Annotated in this window: 14 protein-coding genes; 6 read left to right on the top strand and 8 right to left on the bottom strand. The window is 50.4% G+C overall.

All coding sequences use genetic code 11. From position 1 onward, the window contains the following. Nucleotides 1-25 precede the first annotated feature (25 nt). The gene (locus tag AC1S52_RS17530; RefSeq protein ID WP_482030331.1) at nt 26-916 is read left to right on the top strand and encodes an alpha/beta hydrolase; all 891 of its coding nucleotides are present in this window, start codon (nt 26-28) and stop codon (nt 914-916) included. Between the two features lie 342 nt (nt 917-1,258). Here AC1S52_RS17530 and AC1S52_RS17535 read toward each other — a convergent pair whose 3' ends face one another. From AC1S52_RS17535 to AC1S52_RS17545, 3 genes are all read right to left on the bottom strand, one after another. Beyond that, nucleotides 1,259-2,134 (bottom strand): peptidoglycan-binding protein, encoded by an 876-nt coding sequence (locus tag AC1S52_RS17535; RefSeq protein WP_482030332.1) that lies wholly within the window; start codon nt 2,132-2,134, stop codon nt 1,259-1,261. Between the two features lie 67 nt (nt 2,135-2,201). Beyond that, nucleotides 2,202-4,217, bottom strand: coding sequence for a M12 family metallopeptidase (locus AC1S52_RS17540; protein WP_482030333.1), 2,016 nt, complete (start codon nt 4,215-4,217; stop codon nt 2,202-2,204). 145 nt (nt 4,218-4,362) lie between these two features. After that, nucleotides 4,363-4,695 carry a hypothetical protein gene (locus AC1S52_RS17545; protein ID WP_482030334.1) on the bottom strand — a complete coding sequence of 111 codons (333 nt, stop codon included), beginning with the start codon at nt 4,693-4,695 and terminating at the stop codon, nt 4,363-4,365. A 694-nt stretch (nt 4,696-5,389) separates the two neighbouring features. On the opposite strand from AC1S52_RS17545, the gene AC1S52_RS17550 reads away from it, so the two are divergent. From AC1S52_RS17550 to AC1S52_RS17565, 4 genes are all read left to right on the top strand, one after another. Beyond that, nucleotides 5,390-5,917 (top strand): GbsR/MarR family transcriptional regulator, encoded by a 528-nt coding sequence (locus AC1S52_RS17550; protein ID WP_482030335.1) that lies wholly within the window; start codon nt 5,390-5,392, stop codon nt 5,915-5,917. 131 nt (nt 5,918-6,048) lie between these two features. Beyond that, nucleotides 6,049-7,365: an efflux RND transporter periplasmic adaptor subunit gene (locus AC1S52_RS17555; protein WP_482030336.1), complete on the top strand. Its 1,317-nt coding sequence runs from the start codon at nt 6,049-6,051 to the stop codon at nt 7,363-7,365. Nucleotides 7,366-7,372: 7 nt separating this feature from the next. After that, nucleotides 7,373-8,590: an ABC transporter permease gene (locus tag AC1S52_RS17560; RefSeq protein ID WP_482030337.1), complete on the top strand. Its 1,218-nt coding sequence runs from the start codon at nt 7,373-7,375 to the stop codon at nt 8,588-8,590. A gap of 16 nt (nt 8,591-8,606) precedes the next feature. Then, nucleotides 8,607-9,329, top strand: coding sequence for an ABC transporter ATP-binding protein (locus AC1S52_RS17565; protein ID WP_482030338.1), 723 nt, complete (start codon nt 8,607-8,609; stop codon nt 9,327-9,329). 2 nt (nt 9,330-9,331) lie between these two features. Here AC1S52_RS17565 and hpsJ-A read toward each other — a convergent pair whose 3' ends face one another. From hpsJ-A to metH, 4 genes are all read right to left on the bottom strand, one after another. Then, nucleotides 9,332-10,057 carry an HpsJ-like protein, cyanoexosortase A-associated gene (hpsJ-A, locus tag AC1S52_RS17570; RefSeq protein WP_482030339.1) on the bottom strand — a complete coding sequence of 242 codons (726 nt, stop codon included), beginning with the start codon at nt 10,055-10,057 and terminating at the stop codon, nt 9,332-9,334. 112 nt (nt 10,058-10,169) lie between these two features. Further along, a complete protein-coding gene (locus tag AC1S52_RS17575) occupies nt 10,170-10,847 on the bottom strand; it encodes a cyanoexosortase A system-associated protein (RefSeq protein ID WP_482030340.1) in 678 nt (225 codons plus the stop codon). A gap of 3 nt (nt 10,848-10,850) precedes the next feature. Next, a complete protein-coding gene (crtA, locus tag AC1S52_RS17580; RefSeq protein WP_482030341.1) occupies nt 10,851-11,702 on the bottom strand; it encodes a cyanoexosortase A in 852 nt (283 codons plus the stop codon). A gap of 265 nt (nt 11,703-11,967) precedes the next feature. Continuing rightward, a complete protein-coding gene (gene metH / locus AC1S52_RS17585) occupies nt 11,968-15,621 on the bottom strand; it encodes a methionine synthase (protein ID WP_482030342.1) in 3,654 nt (1,217 codons plus the stop codon). A 514-nt stretch (nt 15,622-16,135) separates the two neighbouring features. Here metH and AC1S52_RS17590 point away from each other — a divergent pair. Beyond that, nucleotides 16,136-17,035 carry a DUF1997 domain-containing protein gene (locus AC1S52_RS17590; protein ID WP_482030343.1) on the top strand — a complete coding sequence of 300 codons (900 nt, stop codon included), beginning with the start codon at nt 16,136-16,138 and terminating at the stop codon, nt 17,033-17,035. A 273-nt stretch (nt 17,036-17,308) separates the two neighbouring features. Here AC1S52_RS17590 and AC1S52_RS17595 read toward each other — a convergent pair whose 3' ends face one another. Continuing rightward, on the bottom strand, nt 17,309-18,835 hold the full coding sequence (locus AC1S52_RS17595; protein WP_482030344.1) for a sodium-dependent transporter: 1,527 nt from the start codon (nt 18,833-18,835) through the stop codon (nt 17,309-17,311). Between the last annotated feature and the right edge of the window lie 41 nt (nt 18,836-18,876).

An 18,876-nucleotide genomic window follows, 5' to 3' on the forward strand; every position in this document is an offset into this window, starting at 1 on the left:
CAAATCTGATTTGGAGAGCTTTGCGATGAAACACATTGAAGGAAAGTTCAGGGGATTTAAAGGGATGAAGCTCTATTACCAGGGCTGGTGTCCTGAAGAGCAGACCCAGGCTGTTGTGGTCTTGGTGCATGGGTTGGGTGCCCATAGCGGAATGTTTAAGCAAGCCGTGCAGTACCTGATTGCACAAAAATATGAAGTTTATGCTTTTGATCTGCGCGGTCATGGACGCTCCCCTGGGCAGCGTGGCTACATCAACTCTTGGCGAGAATTCCGAGAGGATTTACACGAATTTTTACAAATGATTCGGAAGACACGATCCGGCTGTCCCTGTTTCCTGTGGGGGCATAGCCTCGGTGGAACGATCGCTCTCGATTACGCCCTTCGATTTCCAGATGATTTGCAGGGGTTGATTGTTACTGCACCGGCGCTTGGGAAAATTCGTATTCCTAGAACAAAATTGGCGATCGGGCGGATGCTTTCTCGAATTGTCCCCCGCTTCAGCCTGAAGCTTGGTTTTCAAGAGGCAGTATGTTCTCGCGATCCATTGCTTTGTGCCACCCTACTTGAAGATCCACTCCGGCATGAATTTGGCAGCGCCAGACTGGCAACCGAATTTTTTGCAACAGTTAAGTGGATTCAACGTCACACGACTGAACTGCGCGTTCCTCTCCTGACTCTACACGGAAGTGCGGACGAAGTGACTCTCCCAGAGGCGACACGGGCATTTTTTCAACAGGTGACCTTTCATGACAAAGAATACTTTGAGTATCCAGAGCATTACCACGATCTTTATGTGGATATCGAATACCAGAGAGTTTTTAGTGATTTTGGTAACTGGCTAGAGCGGCATTTACAGGGAGCAGCCTGCCAACCCTTAGTCCTTTGGGCGTTAGAGTCGGCTGTCTCTCGAAAATAATTTTTGTTTGTAGCTCAAAATGGATTCAAACACCTGCCGCTAGTGCGGCAAGGTGGAGAGTTGGCGATCGTGGAGACACAGACCACTATAGCAATTCCTAGTTGAGTACAATACACCCTGAGATTAGGGAGTCAAGGGAGTCAGGTGCCAAGATGTACTGAATGCAAATGAGAATTGCTATAGTAGTCTGCCAAGCAGATTTTGAATGGTCGCAAACCCTTCAAAACCCCGCAAGTTGGTTTTTCTAGGTTTGGATTACCAGAAAGTTCCTTTGGTGAACCACTAGAGCGAAGAGTGATTTTACTTTTAAGCCAAGCACCAGGGTGAGGAGGCGATCGCACTTTAGCCAATAGATCTGGAATAGGCTTTAGCAATTTCTGCGATGTCGTCAGCTCTGTCGAGGACGTTAACAATTCTTCTGGCATTAAAGAAATCCTGCCCGATAAAGTCGCCTAAGCCCACTCCTGTAAAACTGCCATCGCGCATTCCTTTCACCAAAATAGTGGCAGCGACATCGGGGATGGCTGTTTTTTCTGGGTGACTCAGCAAGTCAATTCCCAGTTTTTCACTCCAGATCCGATAGTTACTACGTCCTGTAATTTGAACAAAACCTCTACCTTTGAAGCGAGGTCCATCACCTGGTTGAGTATTTCCCAGATCTTCACGCCCTTCGTACTGGGTACCATCGGCTAATTCCATCATGAAGCGTCCAAAATGGGATTCATGCTCAGCCGTCGCAAAAATATAGGCAATTTGGTCACGATTGGTAATTCCGTTATTGAGGCATTCATTCAGGATTAGCGGTAAATTTTTCTCGGCAAACGGACGAATGGATGAAGGAATTTTTGCGATAGTTAATATCTGGTCAACACCAGGAAAACCATCGGGTATTTTTCGATTCGCAGGTTCACGACTAATGATTTTGATTTCTTCTGGCTTCACCTTCAGCAGTTCTGCCCATGTATCACGATCTACCATGCCAGTGACCTTCAATCCCCCTGGTACAAATCGGCTTTTTAGCGGATCAGCCGGACGCAAACTTTGAAAGCGCTCGACTGCTGCCTGGGTAGCAGGACCAAACAGCCCATCAACTTTGGCATCTTTGGGCAAAACTCCCCAGTCTTTCAATCGTCTTTGCAAAATCTCAACCTGATCAACCAGGTGAGGGGTATCAACGATGCCATCATTGAGTTTTAGTTCAACTCTTTCAATCGCCATAGTGTTTAGTTCTCCAAAAGTTGTTTTGGGGTGCGATCGCCCCACGGGCAGTAGGGCGATCGCGCTGTTACCACTTAGTTGTTAAGCTGTCTTGGCAAGACAGATCCGCCATCGCCGTCGGTTTCGGCGATGACGAGTCGGCAGGTGCGCCATTCAGAACAGCACCTCCGAGTCCTTGCGATTCATTCCCCATCCCATCGGCTTGGCTTGGAAAGTGAGCGCCACCTTTGGGTTCAGAATCTGTTAGATCAGTGCTAGCGGTACTGGTACTGTTTCCATTCCCAAGTCCACCACCACTCTCCTCGATCGAAGTCAACCTGGTTAGTGGCTCATCCTCGAAGAAGCCACCGAACTCCTCTAGTTCCGGCAATGAGTCTGCAACATCAAAGGCATCTAAACCATTGCTAGCAGCATTTGCTGTACTCTCTTCATCATTAGCAATTTCAAAATCAATTAACCTCAAACCCTGGCTAGCCAGTTCTTCCCACTTTGCTCGGAGGCTCTCAAAAGTAACATTCGCCCACAAATAATGGGCATCGTTCCCCGGTAGAAATGCACCAGAATAGCGGATCGAATCGCCAACCTTGTGCAGGTTTAAATCAACCAACCGCAGTCCTTGACCGCTCCATTCCTGCCATTTAGATACAAAGCTTGACCACGTTGCGTTTGCCCACAGTCCATGCCCTCCTGTGCCGGGTAAAAACACGCCCGAATATCGGGTTTGACCACCCACATGATGAACATGCAGATCGACCAATCGGAGTCCCTGGCTACTCCACTCCTGCCACTTTGCCTTAAAGCTGTCCCAATCCACGTTTGCCCACAGTCCATAGGCTCCGGTTCCGGGTAGAAACACGCCAGAGTAACGATTCTGGTTGCCAACCCGATGGACGTGAAAATCCACCAATCGGAGTCCTTGACCACTCCACTCCTGCCACTTTGCCTTAAAGCTGTCCCAATCCACGTTTGCCCACAGTCCATAGCGCCCGGATCCGGGTAGGAATACTCCAGAAAACAGGGTTTTGCGCCCGCTTTGCCGCACATGGATGTCGTGCAGCCGCAGACCTTGATTGCTCCACTCTTCCCACTTTGCCTTAAAGCTTTGCCACTCGGCGTTGACCCATAGCCCATAGCGTCCAGTGCCCGCCCGCCACACGCCAGCATAGCCCCGTGAGAAAAACCGCTCGTACATCTTGGCAATCGTCTGACGATCGCCAAAGGACATTCCCTGCCGCTGCCCGATCGTCACCCCTGGTTGCAAAGGAACAATGGTGGGTTTGGATGGATCCTTCGCAAAGCTCGTGCCTGGGTAATGCATGAGCGAGCCATAGTCATAATCGAAATAATTGATCGCATCCGGTTTCTTCTGGAAGTTGCCAAGGGCATTCATTTCATCTGGGGGAGGCGGACCGTCTTGAATGTTGTTCCAGCGAATCTCAACAAAATCATCCCGATCCGATCGCGATTGTTCGTGATAGACCCCCAGTGCATGTAAAAACTCATGCACCAGGATGGACCAGGAGTGGCGATCTGAATACCTGACCACTTGCCGTCCACCCCGCATCCCGATTGCTGACGAACTCCAACCTTCGTTTCCATTACTGATGATTTCAACGTAGTTAGGAAACTGTTGGGCATTACTATTTATGCGTTTGACAAATCGAATCGCTGTCATCTCCTCGATATGTTTGATCGCATCATTTACACGACTTGGATTAGGAACATCAGCCGCAATCGTATAGGGCACAATTCCGTTGGTCCATAGGAATGACGAATCGGTGGGAAGTCCAACTCCTAATTGGATCTCTGGTTCACTGGCTACATCGGAAGCACCCGCAGACTCGGTTGTTTGCCGATTCATGTGTTGTGTGCGAATTCGGGCCGCCTCTTCTTCCACATCTTTCACATCGCCAAGATGAATGCATCCTTCATGAATTGCCATGCCATCGACAACAGCATAATCAACCGGGAATTCATGGAGACCAGGTCCAGTCAGATAACCTCGCCCTGTTTGCTGACTGGCAGCCATATGACCGTCAGCGGCAGTTTTCACGGTAGCCTGGTTTTCAAGTTTCTGAATCATTTGTTTTCTCCTGTGTGTTAAAGGGGAACGAACCAATCAATGTCACCGGAAATCCGTGTGAAAAGTGGTTTTGCCTGTAGGGGCGAACGGCATTGACCCCGACGAGGGGGCTGCAAAAGTGATCGGTTGCCAGGTGGGTTTGGTATCACATAATGCGTGACAGCATGACCCGCACAGAGCCACTGGAATCTTTGGGTAGAAGGGTTGTCGTGGTATTGAGAAACTGGATGGGTTGGTTCTTCTGGGTCTGGCTTTTGACGCGAACGATTAGTGCCAGTTCACGATTTTCAATTGCTTTGATCAGATCCAGATCCAGGTTGACGGTTGGCTGTGAGTGGTGAATTGTGAAGGGACCAATCTGTTTTGAGTCCAGTTGCGGAGCGGGTGCATCTGCCTCTGTCTGATCTTCGACCCGAATGTCTGCGATCGCCCCTTCAATATCTTCGGAAACATCTTCAAAAACCAATTCTATTTTCATGCCGTTACTCCAATAGGACGGCTCTATCGATAGGGTGGTGCTGAATAGCAGTATGAATCGGAACGAAGTTTCAATTCATACAACTCTCAATTCATACCCAAAATCAGCAATGCCATCGATAGCAATAATCCGGTTAGATGTTGATTGACTACAAACCCCAATGGCAAGTACTAACGGGTGTAATTTTTTTGAGCTTAAGCACAAAGTAAATGCTGCATTTAGGTTTTACTGTAAACACCCCAACCAGATCTTTGTAGTACCCGCAAGGGGTATTCTCGATATGACGATTCTTTCCGTTCGCTCTGGCAATCTTTGTAAAGGTGTCAGGTGTCAGGTGCCAGATGTTAGGTGTCAGACACAGTAAGTAGATTTACGCCCAGTCTAGTCGTTTCTGCCTTGTTCTCCAGGCTCAACCTGAGAATAGCAAACCCTTGAAACGAGAGGGAGGAATGAGTGAACGTGCGTTCACTCGTATGGTTCCGTTTATTTCAGCGCTATCGAACTCAGGGGGGTCGTGCCGCGATTGAATGATGCCATTAATGAGTGCGAGGCGATCGCTCACCAAGCGTTTGCAGGCTTATTCTTCCAAATACTTATCTTTCTAGATACTTTGATAGCCTCATACCCGTAAATGGGGTTCTGCATTTTTAATATGTTCAGTAAATACTGAACTAAGATATGTTAATCTAAGGGCATGGGCACATTGACAAAAATAACCATTGATGGAGTAAAGACGGATCCTGGGCAACTCAAGCAGATGCACTTTGTTGAAGATGTGGGGCTGTCGTTTGAGATGGTGGGTCTACCACGGATGGCAGGGCGGATCTTTGGCTGGTTGTTGATCTCGAACCCGCCGCACCAGTCTCCCCGCGAACTGGCAACGGTGTTGCAGGCAAGTAAAGGTTCTATCAGCACGATGACCCGCCTGCTGCTTCAGATTAGTTTGATCGAACGGATAAGCCTACCGGGTCAACGGCGAGACTACTTTCGCATCAAGCCCCATGCCTGGACTGAGTTAACCCGGCAGCGAATGACCCAGATTACCCTGTTTCGGCAACTGGCTGAACGGGGACTGGAGATGCTGCAAGAAAAAGACCCACAACTGCGCCAGCGGCTAGAAGAAATGCGTGACATGCACGCATTCCTTGAGCAGGAACTCCCGATGCTGTTGGAGCGATGGCAACAAAAGCGATCAGCCCAACAGGAGGAAGGCAACCAATAAATGTTTTGCCAGTTTAGAAGTGGGGATTCGTTCACTTGAGTTATGGCTTGCCCTCTGATTTGTAAATTTTCAATTGTTTCCGGCTTATTTTTTTCGTTCCGAATCCTATGCAACTTCCTCTGATTAAAACTGTGACCAAAAAAAACACGCCCTGGATACTTGGGCTGTTAGCCGCAGGGCTGGTTGGGGTCTCTGCCACAGCCATTGTCGCGGTCCGAAATGCTCCCAGGCAAGACATTAGCAGTCTTACGGTGCCTGCCCAGACAAAAAATGTGACGGTGCGGATCACTGCCAGTGGAGAAGTGGTACCCGTGAGGCGGCTGAACCTGAACCCCAAAGCTGCCGGTCGCCTGAATACTTTGCTGGTAGAACAGGGCGATCGCGTCCAGCAAGGACAGATCATCGCTCGTATGGATAATAGCGAACTGGCAGCCCAGCGCGATCAGGCACAGGCTGAACTGGCAAGGACAGAGTCAAACCTGGCAATGTTGCGGTCTGGAAACCGTCCTGAGGCGATTGGACAGGCTCGTGCTTCCGTTGAACAGGCACAGGCTGAAGTGAGGGCTGCTCAAACCCGGTTAGATTTAGCAAGCGAACGGGTCAATCGCAATCAAATGCTGGCAGCGAGTGGAGCAATTTCCCGCGATCGCCTGGATGAAGTAGTCAACGAAGAACGGAGTGCCAGAGCTAACGTAGAGCAGGCACAAGCACGACTGAACAACACCCGCCAGCAGTTAAGCCAGCAGCAGAGCGGTTATCGGGTTGAGGAAATTGAGCAGGCAGCCGCCCAGGTTGCCTCTGCTAGAGCCAGATTAAACGAAGTCAGTAGTCGTTTGAATGACACCATCATTCGGGCACCGTTTTCAGGGGTCATTACCCAGAGAAATGCGATAGAAGGGGATTTTGTCACCCCCACCAGCTTTGCTTCCAGCACGTCTGCGGCGACATCCATTGTTACCCTGGCAAACGACCTGGAGATTTTGGCAAAAGTCCCAGAAGTAGACATCGGGCAGATTAAGCCCGGACAGCAGGTTGAAATTCGGGCAGATGCTTACCCGAAGCAAGTGTTTAAAGGGGTTGTTCGCCTGGTATCACCAGAGGCAAAGGAGGATCCGACTCAGCGGGGGGTGATTACGTTTGAGGTGCGGGTCAGTGTGACCACAGGCAAAGACCAACTGCGCTCTGGCATGACCACCGACCTGGCATTTCTGGGTGCCCAACTCGACGAAGCCTTAATGGTGCCCAGTGTGGCGATCGTGACCGATAAAGGGCAAACGGGTGTTCTGATTCCCGATCAAAATAACAAACCCCGGTTTCAACCCGTGACCACGGGAACCATGATTGGCAATGAAACCCAGATTCTTGAAGGCGTTCAATCGGGCGACCCCGTATTTGTTGAACTGCCCGAAGGTTTGAGATTAGAAAATATAACCAAGGGGGTCAAGTAGGGGGGCAATGGATATTTTCGACAGTACAAAAATGGCAGTCAAAACGCTAACTGCCAACAAGCTCCGCAGTGCTCTGACCATGCTTGGTATCATCATTGGCAACTCTTCAGTAATTGCAATGGTGGGGATTGGGCAGGGGGCACAACGTCTGGCATCCGAACAGTTTGAATCCCTGGGACCCAATGTGTTGTTCGTCACGCCAGGAACGCGGGAAGCCCGTAACCGCACCTTTGATATGCCCAGAACATTAGTTTTAGAGGATGCTAAGGCGATCGCAGCTCAGGTGCCTTCGATTCAGGAGGTTGCTGCCCAGCGGCAGAGTCAGCTTCCAGTGGTTTACCGGAACCTCAATACCAGTTCTTTAGTGGTTGGCACCACGCCAGAATTTCTCTCTGTCCGGACCTTTGATATGGCAAAAGGGCGGTTTATCAGTGAACAGGATGTAGAGAAAAATGGTCAGGTGGTTGCCCTGGGTGCAGATCTGGCAACTCGTTTCTTTGGCAACCGTGACCCCATTGGTGAACAGGTTCGGATTAAGGGCATTCCGTTTCAGGTGATTGGGGTATTGCAACCCAAGGGTGCTTTTCTGGGCAATAACCAGGATGATGCCGCCTACACCCCCATCACTACCCACGCTAACCGTTTAACCGGGCGGACCTCTCCCTATGGCTTGGATTTAACATTTATCTCGATTTCCGCAAAGGATGCGGATAGCATCCGAGCGGCAGAGTTTCAGGTCACTAATCTGCTACGGCAACGGCACAAGATTACCGAGGAAGATGACTTTACAGTCCAAACCCAGAAGGACATCTTAAATATCGTCGGCACCATTACGGGCGGCTTGACGGCAATGCTGGCAGCGATCGCTGGCATCTCCCTCCTGGTGGGTGGCATTGGCATTATGAACATCATGCTGGTCTCTGTAACCGAGCGTACCGAGGAAATTGGACTACGGAAGGCGATTGGTGCTTCCCAGCGCGACATTCTGGTGCAGTTTATGATTGAGGCAGTGATTCTGTCTGCGGCAGGCGGCTTACTGGGTACCGCCATTGGCATTGGTGGCATTGCTGCCGTAGGGTTTGTGACTCCACTCAAAGCCAGTATCTCCCCTGTTGCGATCGCCCTTGCCGTAGGTGTCTCCGGTGGCATTGGCTTATTCTTCGGCGTGTTCCCTGCCCGTCAAGCTGCCAAACTCGATCCGATCGTCGCCCTCCGTAGCGCCTAACAACTGGCTTTTCATCATGCCTAACTCCATCATCATCCGCCTCGAAGACATTTACAAAATTTACGGCTCCGGAGAGGCTGAAGTGAAAGCACTCTCTGGCGTTGACCTGATCATTGAGCAGGGGGAGTACTGTGCCATCATGGGAGCTTCCGGTTCCGGCAAATCCACCATGATGAACATGATTGGCTGCCTCGATCGCCCCAGTTCTGGCAGCTACTACCTGGATGGGGTCGATGTGGCGGGACTGAATGATACCGATCTGGCGCTCATTCGTAACCGCAAAATCGGGTTTGTGTTCCAGCAGTTCCATCTGCTGCCCCAACTCAACGCCCTGGAAAACGTGATGTTGCCAATGGTCTATGCCAATGTTCCCAGTGCAGAGCGGCGGGAACGGGCAGCAGAGGCATTGACGAGAGTGGGTTTGGCTAATCGGATGAATAATCGCCCCAATCAAATGTCTGGCGGACAACAGCAGCGGGTGGCAATTGCGCGGGCGATCGTCAATCGTCCGGTTCTGATCCTGGCAGACGAACCCACGGGTGCCCTCGACTCCCGCACCACTGAAGAAGTCCTCAGTATCTTTACAGAACTGAACAATAGCGGGATTACGGTCATCATGGTCACTCACGAACCAGATGTCGCCCGCCTGACTCGCCGCATTATCTGGTTTAAAGATGGACAAGTGGTTCATTCCCACCTGGCACCTGAAGATCTGGCACAGATGATGGCAGCAGCGTAGCCCTACCCTCCCCTCGCCCAGCGAGAACTTTTCCAGAGGACAAAGAATAAAACAGCCGCAATCAGTGCGCCCAGGTTCCATTTCAGGGCATTTTTGCGAACTTCTAGACGTTTGGTTTCATTCGCCTGGACTTGCTCCTGGACCTGCTTTTGCACCTGTGCCTGCGCCTGAGTTTTAAGCTGATTCACCCGGTTTAGGAGTTCTGACTTGGCTTTTTCAGGATTTTGGGTGTCAAACGGAATGCCTAGACCAGCTAGTTGATCGCCCAATCTCTTAATATCTTCAGGACCACTTTTACTAAGCTGGGTTTCAAGCTGTTGAATTTGTGTCAGTGTGGGCGCTGCCTGTCTTAAAACCTGCTGTTGAATTTGATTCGTATCCACACTCGCTAATTGAGCATCCACCTGGAAGGCACCAATGGTTCCGAGGGGAATCAGCAGCAAAAAGGCGATCGCCAAAACCAGCGACAGCCAGGACAGAATTGTCAAAACCGGTTTCTCGAAGGACTTGCGATCGTAAAACTCACCAAAAAATATCAGAGCAAACCCCAGCAGTGGCACTACTACCGTTTCAACCAGTTTCCCCATGATTTGCAGCTTCCAGGCTGGTTCTGCAAAGTTAGGTGGAATCAGAGCGGTAAGGGCATCAATAAGTGCAAATAGCAACAATGCGTATCCAAGCCAGCGTAAGCGATAGACTGACTGATTTTCACCAACTGATTCAGCCATGAGGCTGTCTCCTTGTGCAATTGATAAACAATTTTCTGCTCAACCTGTGGGTTATCAACACTATGGCTAAACTCTCTCTATTGAACCCATTTTTTTCTTCTCTTTCAGCAGGTTACAGGGCAGGGAAATTTAATTCCCACCCTCGATGCCAGGAATACCAGGCATTTTCCAGAGTATTCAACGCCTTTTCAGCGGCAACCCGATCGGTTTTTGCATTCGCTGGTAATGGGGTAGACATCAATGTCCACAGGCAACGTTGGTCTAGCAAAGGCTCTTGACCCAATATCCAGGGTAATACACGACCGACCTGTAAATCATACTTATAGCGGTTCTGCATAAACTGAGGCTCGGTGATGGTACTCTCTCCACGGGAATTTACGCAAGCACTCAGGTATAGCTTATCTTGATGCGCTAACACTCCATAGTAACCTACACCGGTGTGATGCCTTATTTGCAGCCCCGCATTGGCAGATTTAATCGGAGTATGGACAAACAGTAAGCGACTGATATTGCCATCGCTAATCATCAGTCGGGCTTGAACATCCAAAGAAGTCGCTTGTTGGCGATACTGGTACTGCCGACCAGGAGGAAGATCAGCATCCTGACTTAATAGTGAGCTATTTTGTAACTCCCATCCCCGCAGAGAAATGGTTGCTGACAAAGGGTTGGTTGGTTCGGAAGTCGCCGCTGATTTGGGAACCGCGATCGCCCGACCCAAGACCCAAACCGTACTACCCAAAACTCCCGCCAGCAACACTAGCCGAGCAGGTTTCCAGAATCTGCTAAACATGGTTTAAGCTCCTGCCACAGGGGCTTGGGGTGGAGTACGCAGAAAGGCAAGCCAGCAAAACAGCCCAAACAACGCCACCGAGATCATCGAAAAAATCACTGAACCATTACCGCTATGCCAATATTCAAATGCTCCCTTGTTGGAAAAGGCTACCAAAATTGCCATCAGCGCCACCCGCGCCGAGTTGACCCAAAAACCAATCAAAATCGCGACAACTAGACAAAGCAACTTCTTGACATCGGAATACACTGGGAACATCAGCAAAAATAAGACTGCAATATTCACCATCAGTAAGAGGGTGTTAATCCCAGAACAGGCTCCATACACCTCAACTCGTCCAGTCTGTAAATTCAGAAACACCCCATCTTGCTCCACCTGAAAGCCTGAATACCAGAGCATAAACATCGCCGCTTTTGCCGTCAGCAAGGGCAGATCAATGGATTGCAAAAACACTTCCAGAACCCGGTGGAGTGCCAGCAGTCCAAAGATGATCAGCTCCCTCCAATACTGCAACAGCCCTGCAAAACCCGATGCCAGCAAGCCAATACCCAAGAGAGAGACAAAGGGCAATGCCCGCAGCATGGAAGTAGAGTCGGGTAGAGCCGCACATCTTAGCAGGATCAATCCCAGAAGGGTTGCACCCATCAGGCTAGAGAAAATACCACTGTCAAACTTTAATGTATGACGCTTTTCCCACAGCAGGGAACCCGCTGCGATCCAAAACAGAAGACTGGTGGCAAAAATTTCTTCCGACTCATCTAGTCGATTGAGCAAGGCTAAATGCATAGCCGCAAAGGTAGCCAAAATGCCGAGCAGCCAGAGGTCTGGTTCTTGCAGGCGTTTCAGTAGATACATGGGAAGGGAGGGGTTCAAGGGTCAGGTGTTAGGTGTCAGGTATCAGGTGTTAGGTGTCAGGTTGTACCCAATACCCGGTACCTTGCCTCTATAGTCAGGTCTAAAGTCTATCCTTGGAACTGAGGGAAAGAAAATCCGCTAGTCGGGCTTTATTGAAGTATTAATCTTATTGGTTGCTCCAGCAGGATTTTAGCCTGATTATCCAGACTTCACCATCCACACCAAAGATTTCCCCAATTACATCTACTGGTGGCAGGCGGAATCACTATGCACTGAAATACTTGGCCGCAGGATGATATGCCACGATCGCCGTTGTGGACTGCTCTGGATACAACTGCTCACTCTCATCCATATAGAGGCTGATCTGTTTGGCATCCAGTAAGTCCAGCAGGGTGTACTGATCTTGCATATTGGGGCAGGCGGGATAGCCGAAGCTATAACGCGAACCCCGGTAGCGCTGTGCCAGGACATCCCGAATGTTATTGGGGTCTTCATCGCCAAAGCCTAGCTCACGCCGAATGCGGGCATGGATCCATTCTGCTAGGGCTTCTGCCAGTTGCACAGCAAGCCCGTGGAAGTAGAGGTAGTCCGTATACTGGTTCGCCTCAAACAGTTTCCTGGCGTACTCTGTGGCGACCTCGCCCATCGTCACTGCTTGCATGGGGAAGACATCAATCTGCCCTGATTCCTGGGGGGCGTAGAAATCGGCAATGCAGTAACGGCGCAAGGACTTTTGCCGGGGGAAGTTAAACGTGGCTACGGGTTCTGGTAAAGGTAAATTGCCGTTTGTCCCAACCGATGGGTCATAGACATGCAGGCGGTTCCCGTCCGCCTGACAGGGGAAATAGCCATAGACTGCCTGCGGCTGGAGCAAATTTTCGTCTACAATCCGCTGTTTCCATTCCTCCAGGATGGGATAGACCTTCTCTTGCAAGAACGCCTCATAATCCTCCCGTGACTGCTCCCGTGGCTTACGGAACTGCCACTGTCCGGCAATCAGCGCCTGCAAATCGAGGTACCCAAACAGCTCATCCCAGGGAATGGCATCCGGGTTGAGAACTCTGGTGCCCCAGAATGGTGGGGTGGGGCGGGCAAGATCGGCGGCGATCGCCTCGGATCGAACGGTATCTTCGGTGTCAGGTGTCAGGTGTTGGGTGTCAGGTGCTAGGGGCAGCTCCTCACGTCTATCTTCTGACTTCTGGCTCCTATCTTCTGTCCCCTGACTTCCTGCTTCCTCCAAAAAACCTGCCAAATTATCCCATTTGCCTTCTGCCTTAGCGGGCATCAACTTGTCCATGAAATGCAGGTCAGAGAAGGCATCTTTGCCATAGACCACTCTGCCTTTGTAGACATTCTGGCAATCTTCGTAGACGAATTTTGGAGTGAGTGCTGCGCCACCGAGGATGACCGGGACGGTGATGCCGCGATCGTTAAATACTTCCAAATTTTCTTTCATGAAAGCGGTCGATTTCACCAGCAAACCGCTCATAGCAATGCAATCCGCTTTGTATTTCTCGTAAGCTTGAATGATGTTATCAACGGGTTGCTTGATGCCCAGATTGATCACTCGGTAGCCGTTGTTCGACAGAATGATATCGACCAGGTTTTTGCCAATGTCGTGCACATCGCCTTTCACGGTTGCGATAATGAAGAGTCCTTTCCCGTTCCCGTCCGCTTCCGATTTCTCCATGAACGGTTCCAGATGGGCAACTGCCGCTTTCATCGTTTCGGCAGATTGGAGCACAAAGGGCAATTGCATCTGCCCGGAGCCGAACAGATCGCCAACGACCTTCATCCCATCCAGCAAAAAGGTGTTGATGATGTCTAGGGGCTTGTAGGTTTCGAGTGCCTGGGTGAGAGCATCTTCCAGTCCAATCCGCTCACCGTCGATGATGTGGCGCTTGAGTCGTTCTTCGATCGGAAGATCTGCGATCGCGTCCTTAGAGCGGGCTTCTTTCGCTGAAACTCCTTCAAACAGGGTAGTTAGCTGCGTGAGGGGATCAAACACACAAACATTTCCCTCAAACCGACGCTGATCGTAGATCAGTTGATGGCAAAGCTCCTGATGCTGGGGGTCAATTTTTGCCAGAGGCAAAATCTTTGCCGCACTCACGATCGCCCCATCCATACCCGCCTGCACCGCCTCATGCAGGAACATTGAGTTCAGCACAATTCGCGCTGCTGGACTGAGACCAAAGGAAATGTTAGAAACGCCCAGAATAATGTGGCATCCAGGCAAGTTTTGCCGGATCATCCGAATCGCTTCGATGGTAGCGCGTCCGTTTGCCCGGTCTTCTTCAATCCCAGTAGAAATAGGCAGCGCCAGGGGATCAAAGAAGATTTCATGGGCAGGAATGCCATATTCCAACGCTTGCCGGTAAGCCCGTTGGGCGATCTGAAACTTCTTATCTGCCGTCCGTGCCATCCCGTCTTCATCAATCGTGCCGACGACAATACCCGCACCGTACTCCCGGGCAATTTCCAGCAGCTTCAGAAAGCGAGGTTCACCATCCTCATAGTTGGTTGAGTTGAGGACGCACTTTCCGCCTGCCACCTTTAGCCCCGCTTCCATCTTTTCCCACTCGGTGGAGTCGAGCATCAGCGGCAGATTGACGTTAGTGACCAGACGTGACACCAATTCGCGCATGTCATGAACACCGTCGCGTCCCACATAGTCAACGTTTACATCCAGGATGTGTGCCCCTTCGCGCAGCTGGGAGCGAGCAACCGAAACCAATCCATCCCAATCTTCGGCATTCAACAGTTCTCGCACTTTCTTAGAACCGCTGGCATTTAACCGTTCCCCAATGATCAGGAAGGAATTGTCCTGCTCGTAGGGTTGAGAGGAGTAGATGGAAGCGGCTGAGGGGACGTAGTTGAAGGCGGGACGGGGATCGGGGATGGGGGACGGGGATGGGAGAGTGAGGAGTGGGGAGTGGGGAGAAAATTCCGCATGATTACGGGTGGGGCGTTCCTTCGGTTTTAGGGATGAACCAATCTCAGCTAATTGTTGAATATGCTCCGGCCGGGTACCGCAGCAGCCGCCGATCACCTGTACGCCCAGGTCTTCCACAAAGCGCATCAATGCCATCCGCAGTTCCACTGGTGTCAGCTTGTAATGGGCATGTCCACCCACATTTTCGGGAATTCCAGCGTTGGGAATGCAGGAGATAACAAAGGGGGAATGCTGGGACAGGTACTTAACGTGTTCCGCCATCCGGTCAGGTCCCGTCGCGCAGTTCAGCCCCAGAATATCAATGGGGTAAGGCTCCAAGATGGTGAGCATGGCAGCCACATCGGAACCGACCAGCATGGTGCCCTGAAGCTCCATCGTGACGGAAACCATCAACGGTCGGCGATCGCCTTTTTTGGCAAAGATTTCCTCAATCCCATTCAATGCCGCCTTAATTTGCAGCACATCCTGACAGGTTTCAACGATAAACAGGTCAACCCCACCATCCCATAAGCCCTCTGCCTGCTCGGCAAAGCTCGCTTTCATGGTGTCGTAATCGATATGTCCCAGGGTAGGCAGTTTAGTGGTTGGACCGATTGACCCGGCAACAAATCGAGGCTTCTCCGGCGTGCAAAATTCGGCAGTGACTTGCTTTGCCAGTTCAGCCGCCGCTTTGTTCAAAGCGTATGCCTGCTCTGCCAGGTCATACTCTGCCAGGACGATGCTGGTGGCACCAAAGGTGTCGGTTTCAATCACATCTGCCCCCGCTGCCAGAAAATCCCGGTGGACTTTGGCGACCGCTTCTGGTTTGGTGAAGACCAGGTACTCATTACAGCCCTCATACTCTGGTCCGCCAAAGTCTGCCGCTGTCAGGTTTTGGGTTTGCAGGTTAGTTCCCATCGCGCCATCGAACACAATGACGGGGCGATCGCGGTGGTGGAGACGTTCAAGAAAGGGACTGGTCATCGAGGGTGCCTGGCGTGAGTGATGGAAAGGAAGCTTAAACAATCTTTAATCGATCCGGCAGAAAAGCTGTGCCTTCAGAGAAAATTCATCAGGCAAACTTTACCTACCTTTAAAGATTCTGCAAAATTCCTGGCATGGTAGGCAACTATAAAGTGAATACAATTTAATGCAATGGACAACTTAGGGATGTGCCCCCAAATAAAGTACCTGCTAGACAAGCTGCTCCACGATGGATTCCCGCCTGCGCGGGAATGACGTTGGGACTTTATTAATTTGCGAGTCCCTCATGTAGTCAAGCTCCTCGGTTTCTCGCTGAACCTGCTTCAATTCATCCAACCACCCTACCAGAAACCGGTGATCTGAAGATTGCACAGACTTCTAGCTATCCTCCTACCTGATTAAGTGATGCTCCTCACAGCTTTGGTTAGATGGGTAGTCTACCTTTATAGTGGTGATATGTTGCTAAGTGTTACAGCATAGTGTGCTCTGAGGGTTACTTCTTGCTCTCCCCACCTTGGCGACTGGACAATTTCACCGGAAACTATTCGCTGTCCTTGTGGGTCAGCCCTGGTTGATTTTAGAGAAATCGGTAGAAACCCCGAAGCCTCATGAACCGTCAAAGGGAATTCTGAATTCAAGAACAGCCACGATCGCCGGGATGCCGACCATGCAGTTACACTCCACTGAACATTCATTTGCTGAGATTCCTGATGGCTTGCTCCATACGGCATCCATCATCCAAAACCCCAATGCTCCGATGGTAGAGGAATCCAATCGCAACGATACCGAACTGACCAAGTTCTATAGCCAGTACATCGACTGCATGGAAATGTACGCCGATATAGAGACTGTTGCAGCTTACTTTGACAATCATCAGGAATGGTTCGGTCGCTGTGCTCACCCGATGAAGGCAGAACCCATTGGGCAAACGGGATACGCGCTGGTGATTGGGCGGTTTGGGTCCTATGGCTTTGTGGTCGAGCCTAAAATTGGGTTAAATTTGTTGCCGCAGGATCATGGAGTTTACCGGATTGAAACAATTCCTGTTCCAGAGTACAGCCCTACGGGTTATGAGGTAGACTTTCGGGCAGCGATGGAACTCGTTGAAACTAGTAGCGATGAGGCTACTGAGGAATTGGAACAGAACGGTTCGTCTTCTTACAAATTAACGCGAGTACAGTGGCATCTTGATCTGACGGTTCATATTCAGTTCCCACGATTTATTCAACGGGCACTGCCCCAGTCATTGATCCAGAATACGGGCGATCGCGTCCTCAGCCAAATTGTGCGCCAGGTTTCCCACCGTTTGACGCGCAAAGTTCTAGAGGACTTTCATACTTCCCACGGAGTTCCTGTTCCTAAGCGCTCTAAACGGTGGTTTAACCGAAAAATTGAGAGTGAAATGGAACCCTAGGGCTTGTTAAAAAATAACCTCATGGTGGTGCGTTACGCTGACGCTAACAGCACCCTACGGTTCGATCAAACCGTGAAATTGTTTCTTTACAACGCCCCCATGTTGCAAACACTAAATTTTGCAACATGGGGGTTTGGGGCTTTGCCCCCAAGAAAGGGATTCACTCATTCACCCCTTACAAAACTTTCGTTTTGCTGTACTGGTATTGTGCAGGGGTGGATGAGTGGAGGGGAGAAGGCACCGTTACCTACCCGTCTGCCGTCTATTCCCTATCTACCCATCTCCCCTTTCTCTCCTACCCTCATCATCCGCGATGCTCAATTGGGGATTGCCTTTAAGGGAAGTCCATTGTTTGATTAAGGAAATTACGAAAAATAAAGTGGGAACGAAGGCGATCGCCCAACCAATCGCCAGCGCCCAACCGGGATATCCTTCATAGGGCGTATGGATATCCACCGAAAACTGGGATGCCAGTAGCATAAACAAAACGGCTGGAGTAAAAAATTTAATCGAGAAATTCCACCATTTTCCAATCGAGCGATCGCTGACTTCGTTGATGTAGCGCCGCATGCGTTCGGCTCCATACAACCAGCCCACCAGAATCGCCTGCAAGATGCCCACTATCATTGAATTGTAGCTGGTGACGAAGTGATCTGCAATGTCCAGAAAGTAGAGTCCGGCACGGGTGGTATAGAGAATGCCACCCATCAGACCCGCCACACAAACCCAGAACGAAACTTTCACCGTCTGGGAATGACCCACTTTATCTAGAAAAGCGGCATTCACGGTTTCAACTAACGAAAATGCACTGTCGATTCCCAGCGAAAGCAACATCAGAAAAAATAAAGCGCTAAACACTCCCGGCAGTGGCATTAAACTTAACGCTTCAGGGAAGACCACAAAAGCAAGCCCAGGACCAGAAGCGGCCAACTCCGTCAGGGGAGTTTGGGTTTGGGAAGCCATATAGCCCAGCACCGCAAATACCACAAAACCAGCAAAGAGACTGATTGAAACATCCAACCAGGCAGTTGTCCAGGCGCTTTGAGAGACATCATCTCGGTCTGATTTGTAACTGCTGTAGGCAATCATCGTGCCAAATGCTAGGGAAAACGAGTAAAAGATCTGGGCAAAGGCTGAATTCCAAACCGTTGGATCCAGGAGAGCGCTCCAGACTGGATTGAGATAGAGTGCCCAACCATCCAAAAAACCGGGTAGCGTCATTGCCCGCACCAGTAATATCGCCAGCAAAATGACTGGTAGGGGCACACTGAGAACAATCACTTTTTCAACGCTTTTGGTGCCCTTCCAGACACAAAAATAAATGGCAATCCAAATAGCGACTAATGCAGCCAACACGGACCCGTTAATGCCGCCCAGATTGGCAACACTATCACTCACCTGCAAGACATTTTGGAAGAAGTGTTCCTTTGCTCCGCCTGCTAACCCTGTGCCAGAAAAGGAGTTGAGGAAGTACATCAGACACCATGCCATCACCACGGCATAGTAAGAAACCACTACAAAAGCAGAGAGGGCAGTCAAAATACCAAGTCCACCAAATGCAGGATGCAACTTCCGGTACGCCCCGATCGCGCTCTGCTGCATCTTTTGTCCAATAGCAATTTCCAGCATCAACAAGGGTACGCCTACGACAAACAGGGCTATCAGGTAAGGAACCAGAAATGCCCCACCACCATACCTTCCAGCCAGGTAAGGAAACCGCCATACATTGCCTAACCCAACGGCTGAGCCAACGGCTGCCATTACAAAAGTTGCCCGCGAAGCCCAACGCTGACGAGACATTAGAATAAACCTCCTAGAATAAATATATAAAGGTCAAGCTC

The organism is Kovacikia sp. CALU 1929, from assembly GCF_056784235.1.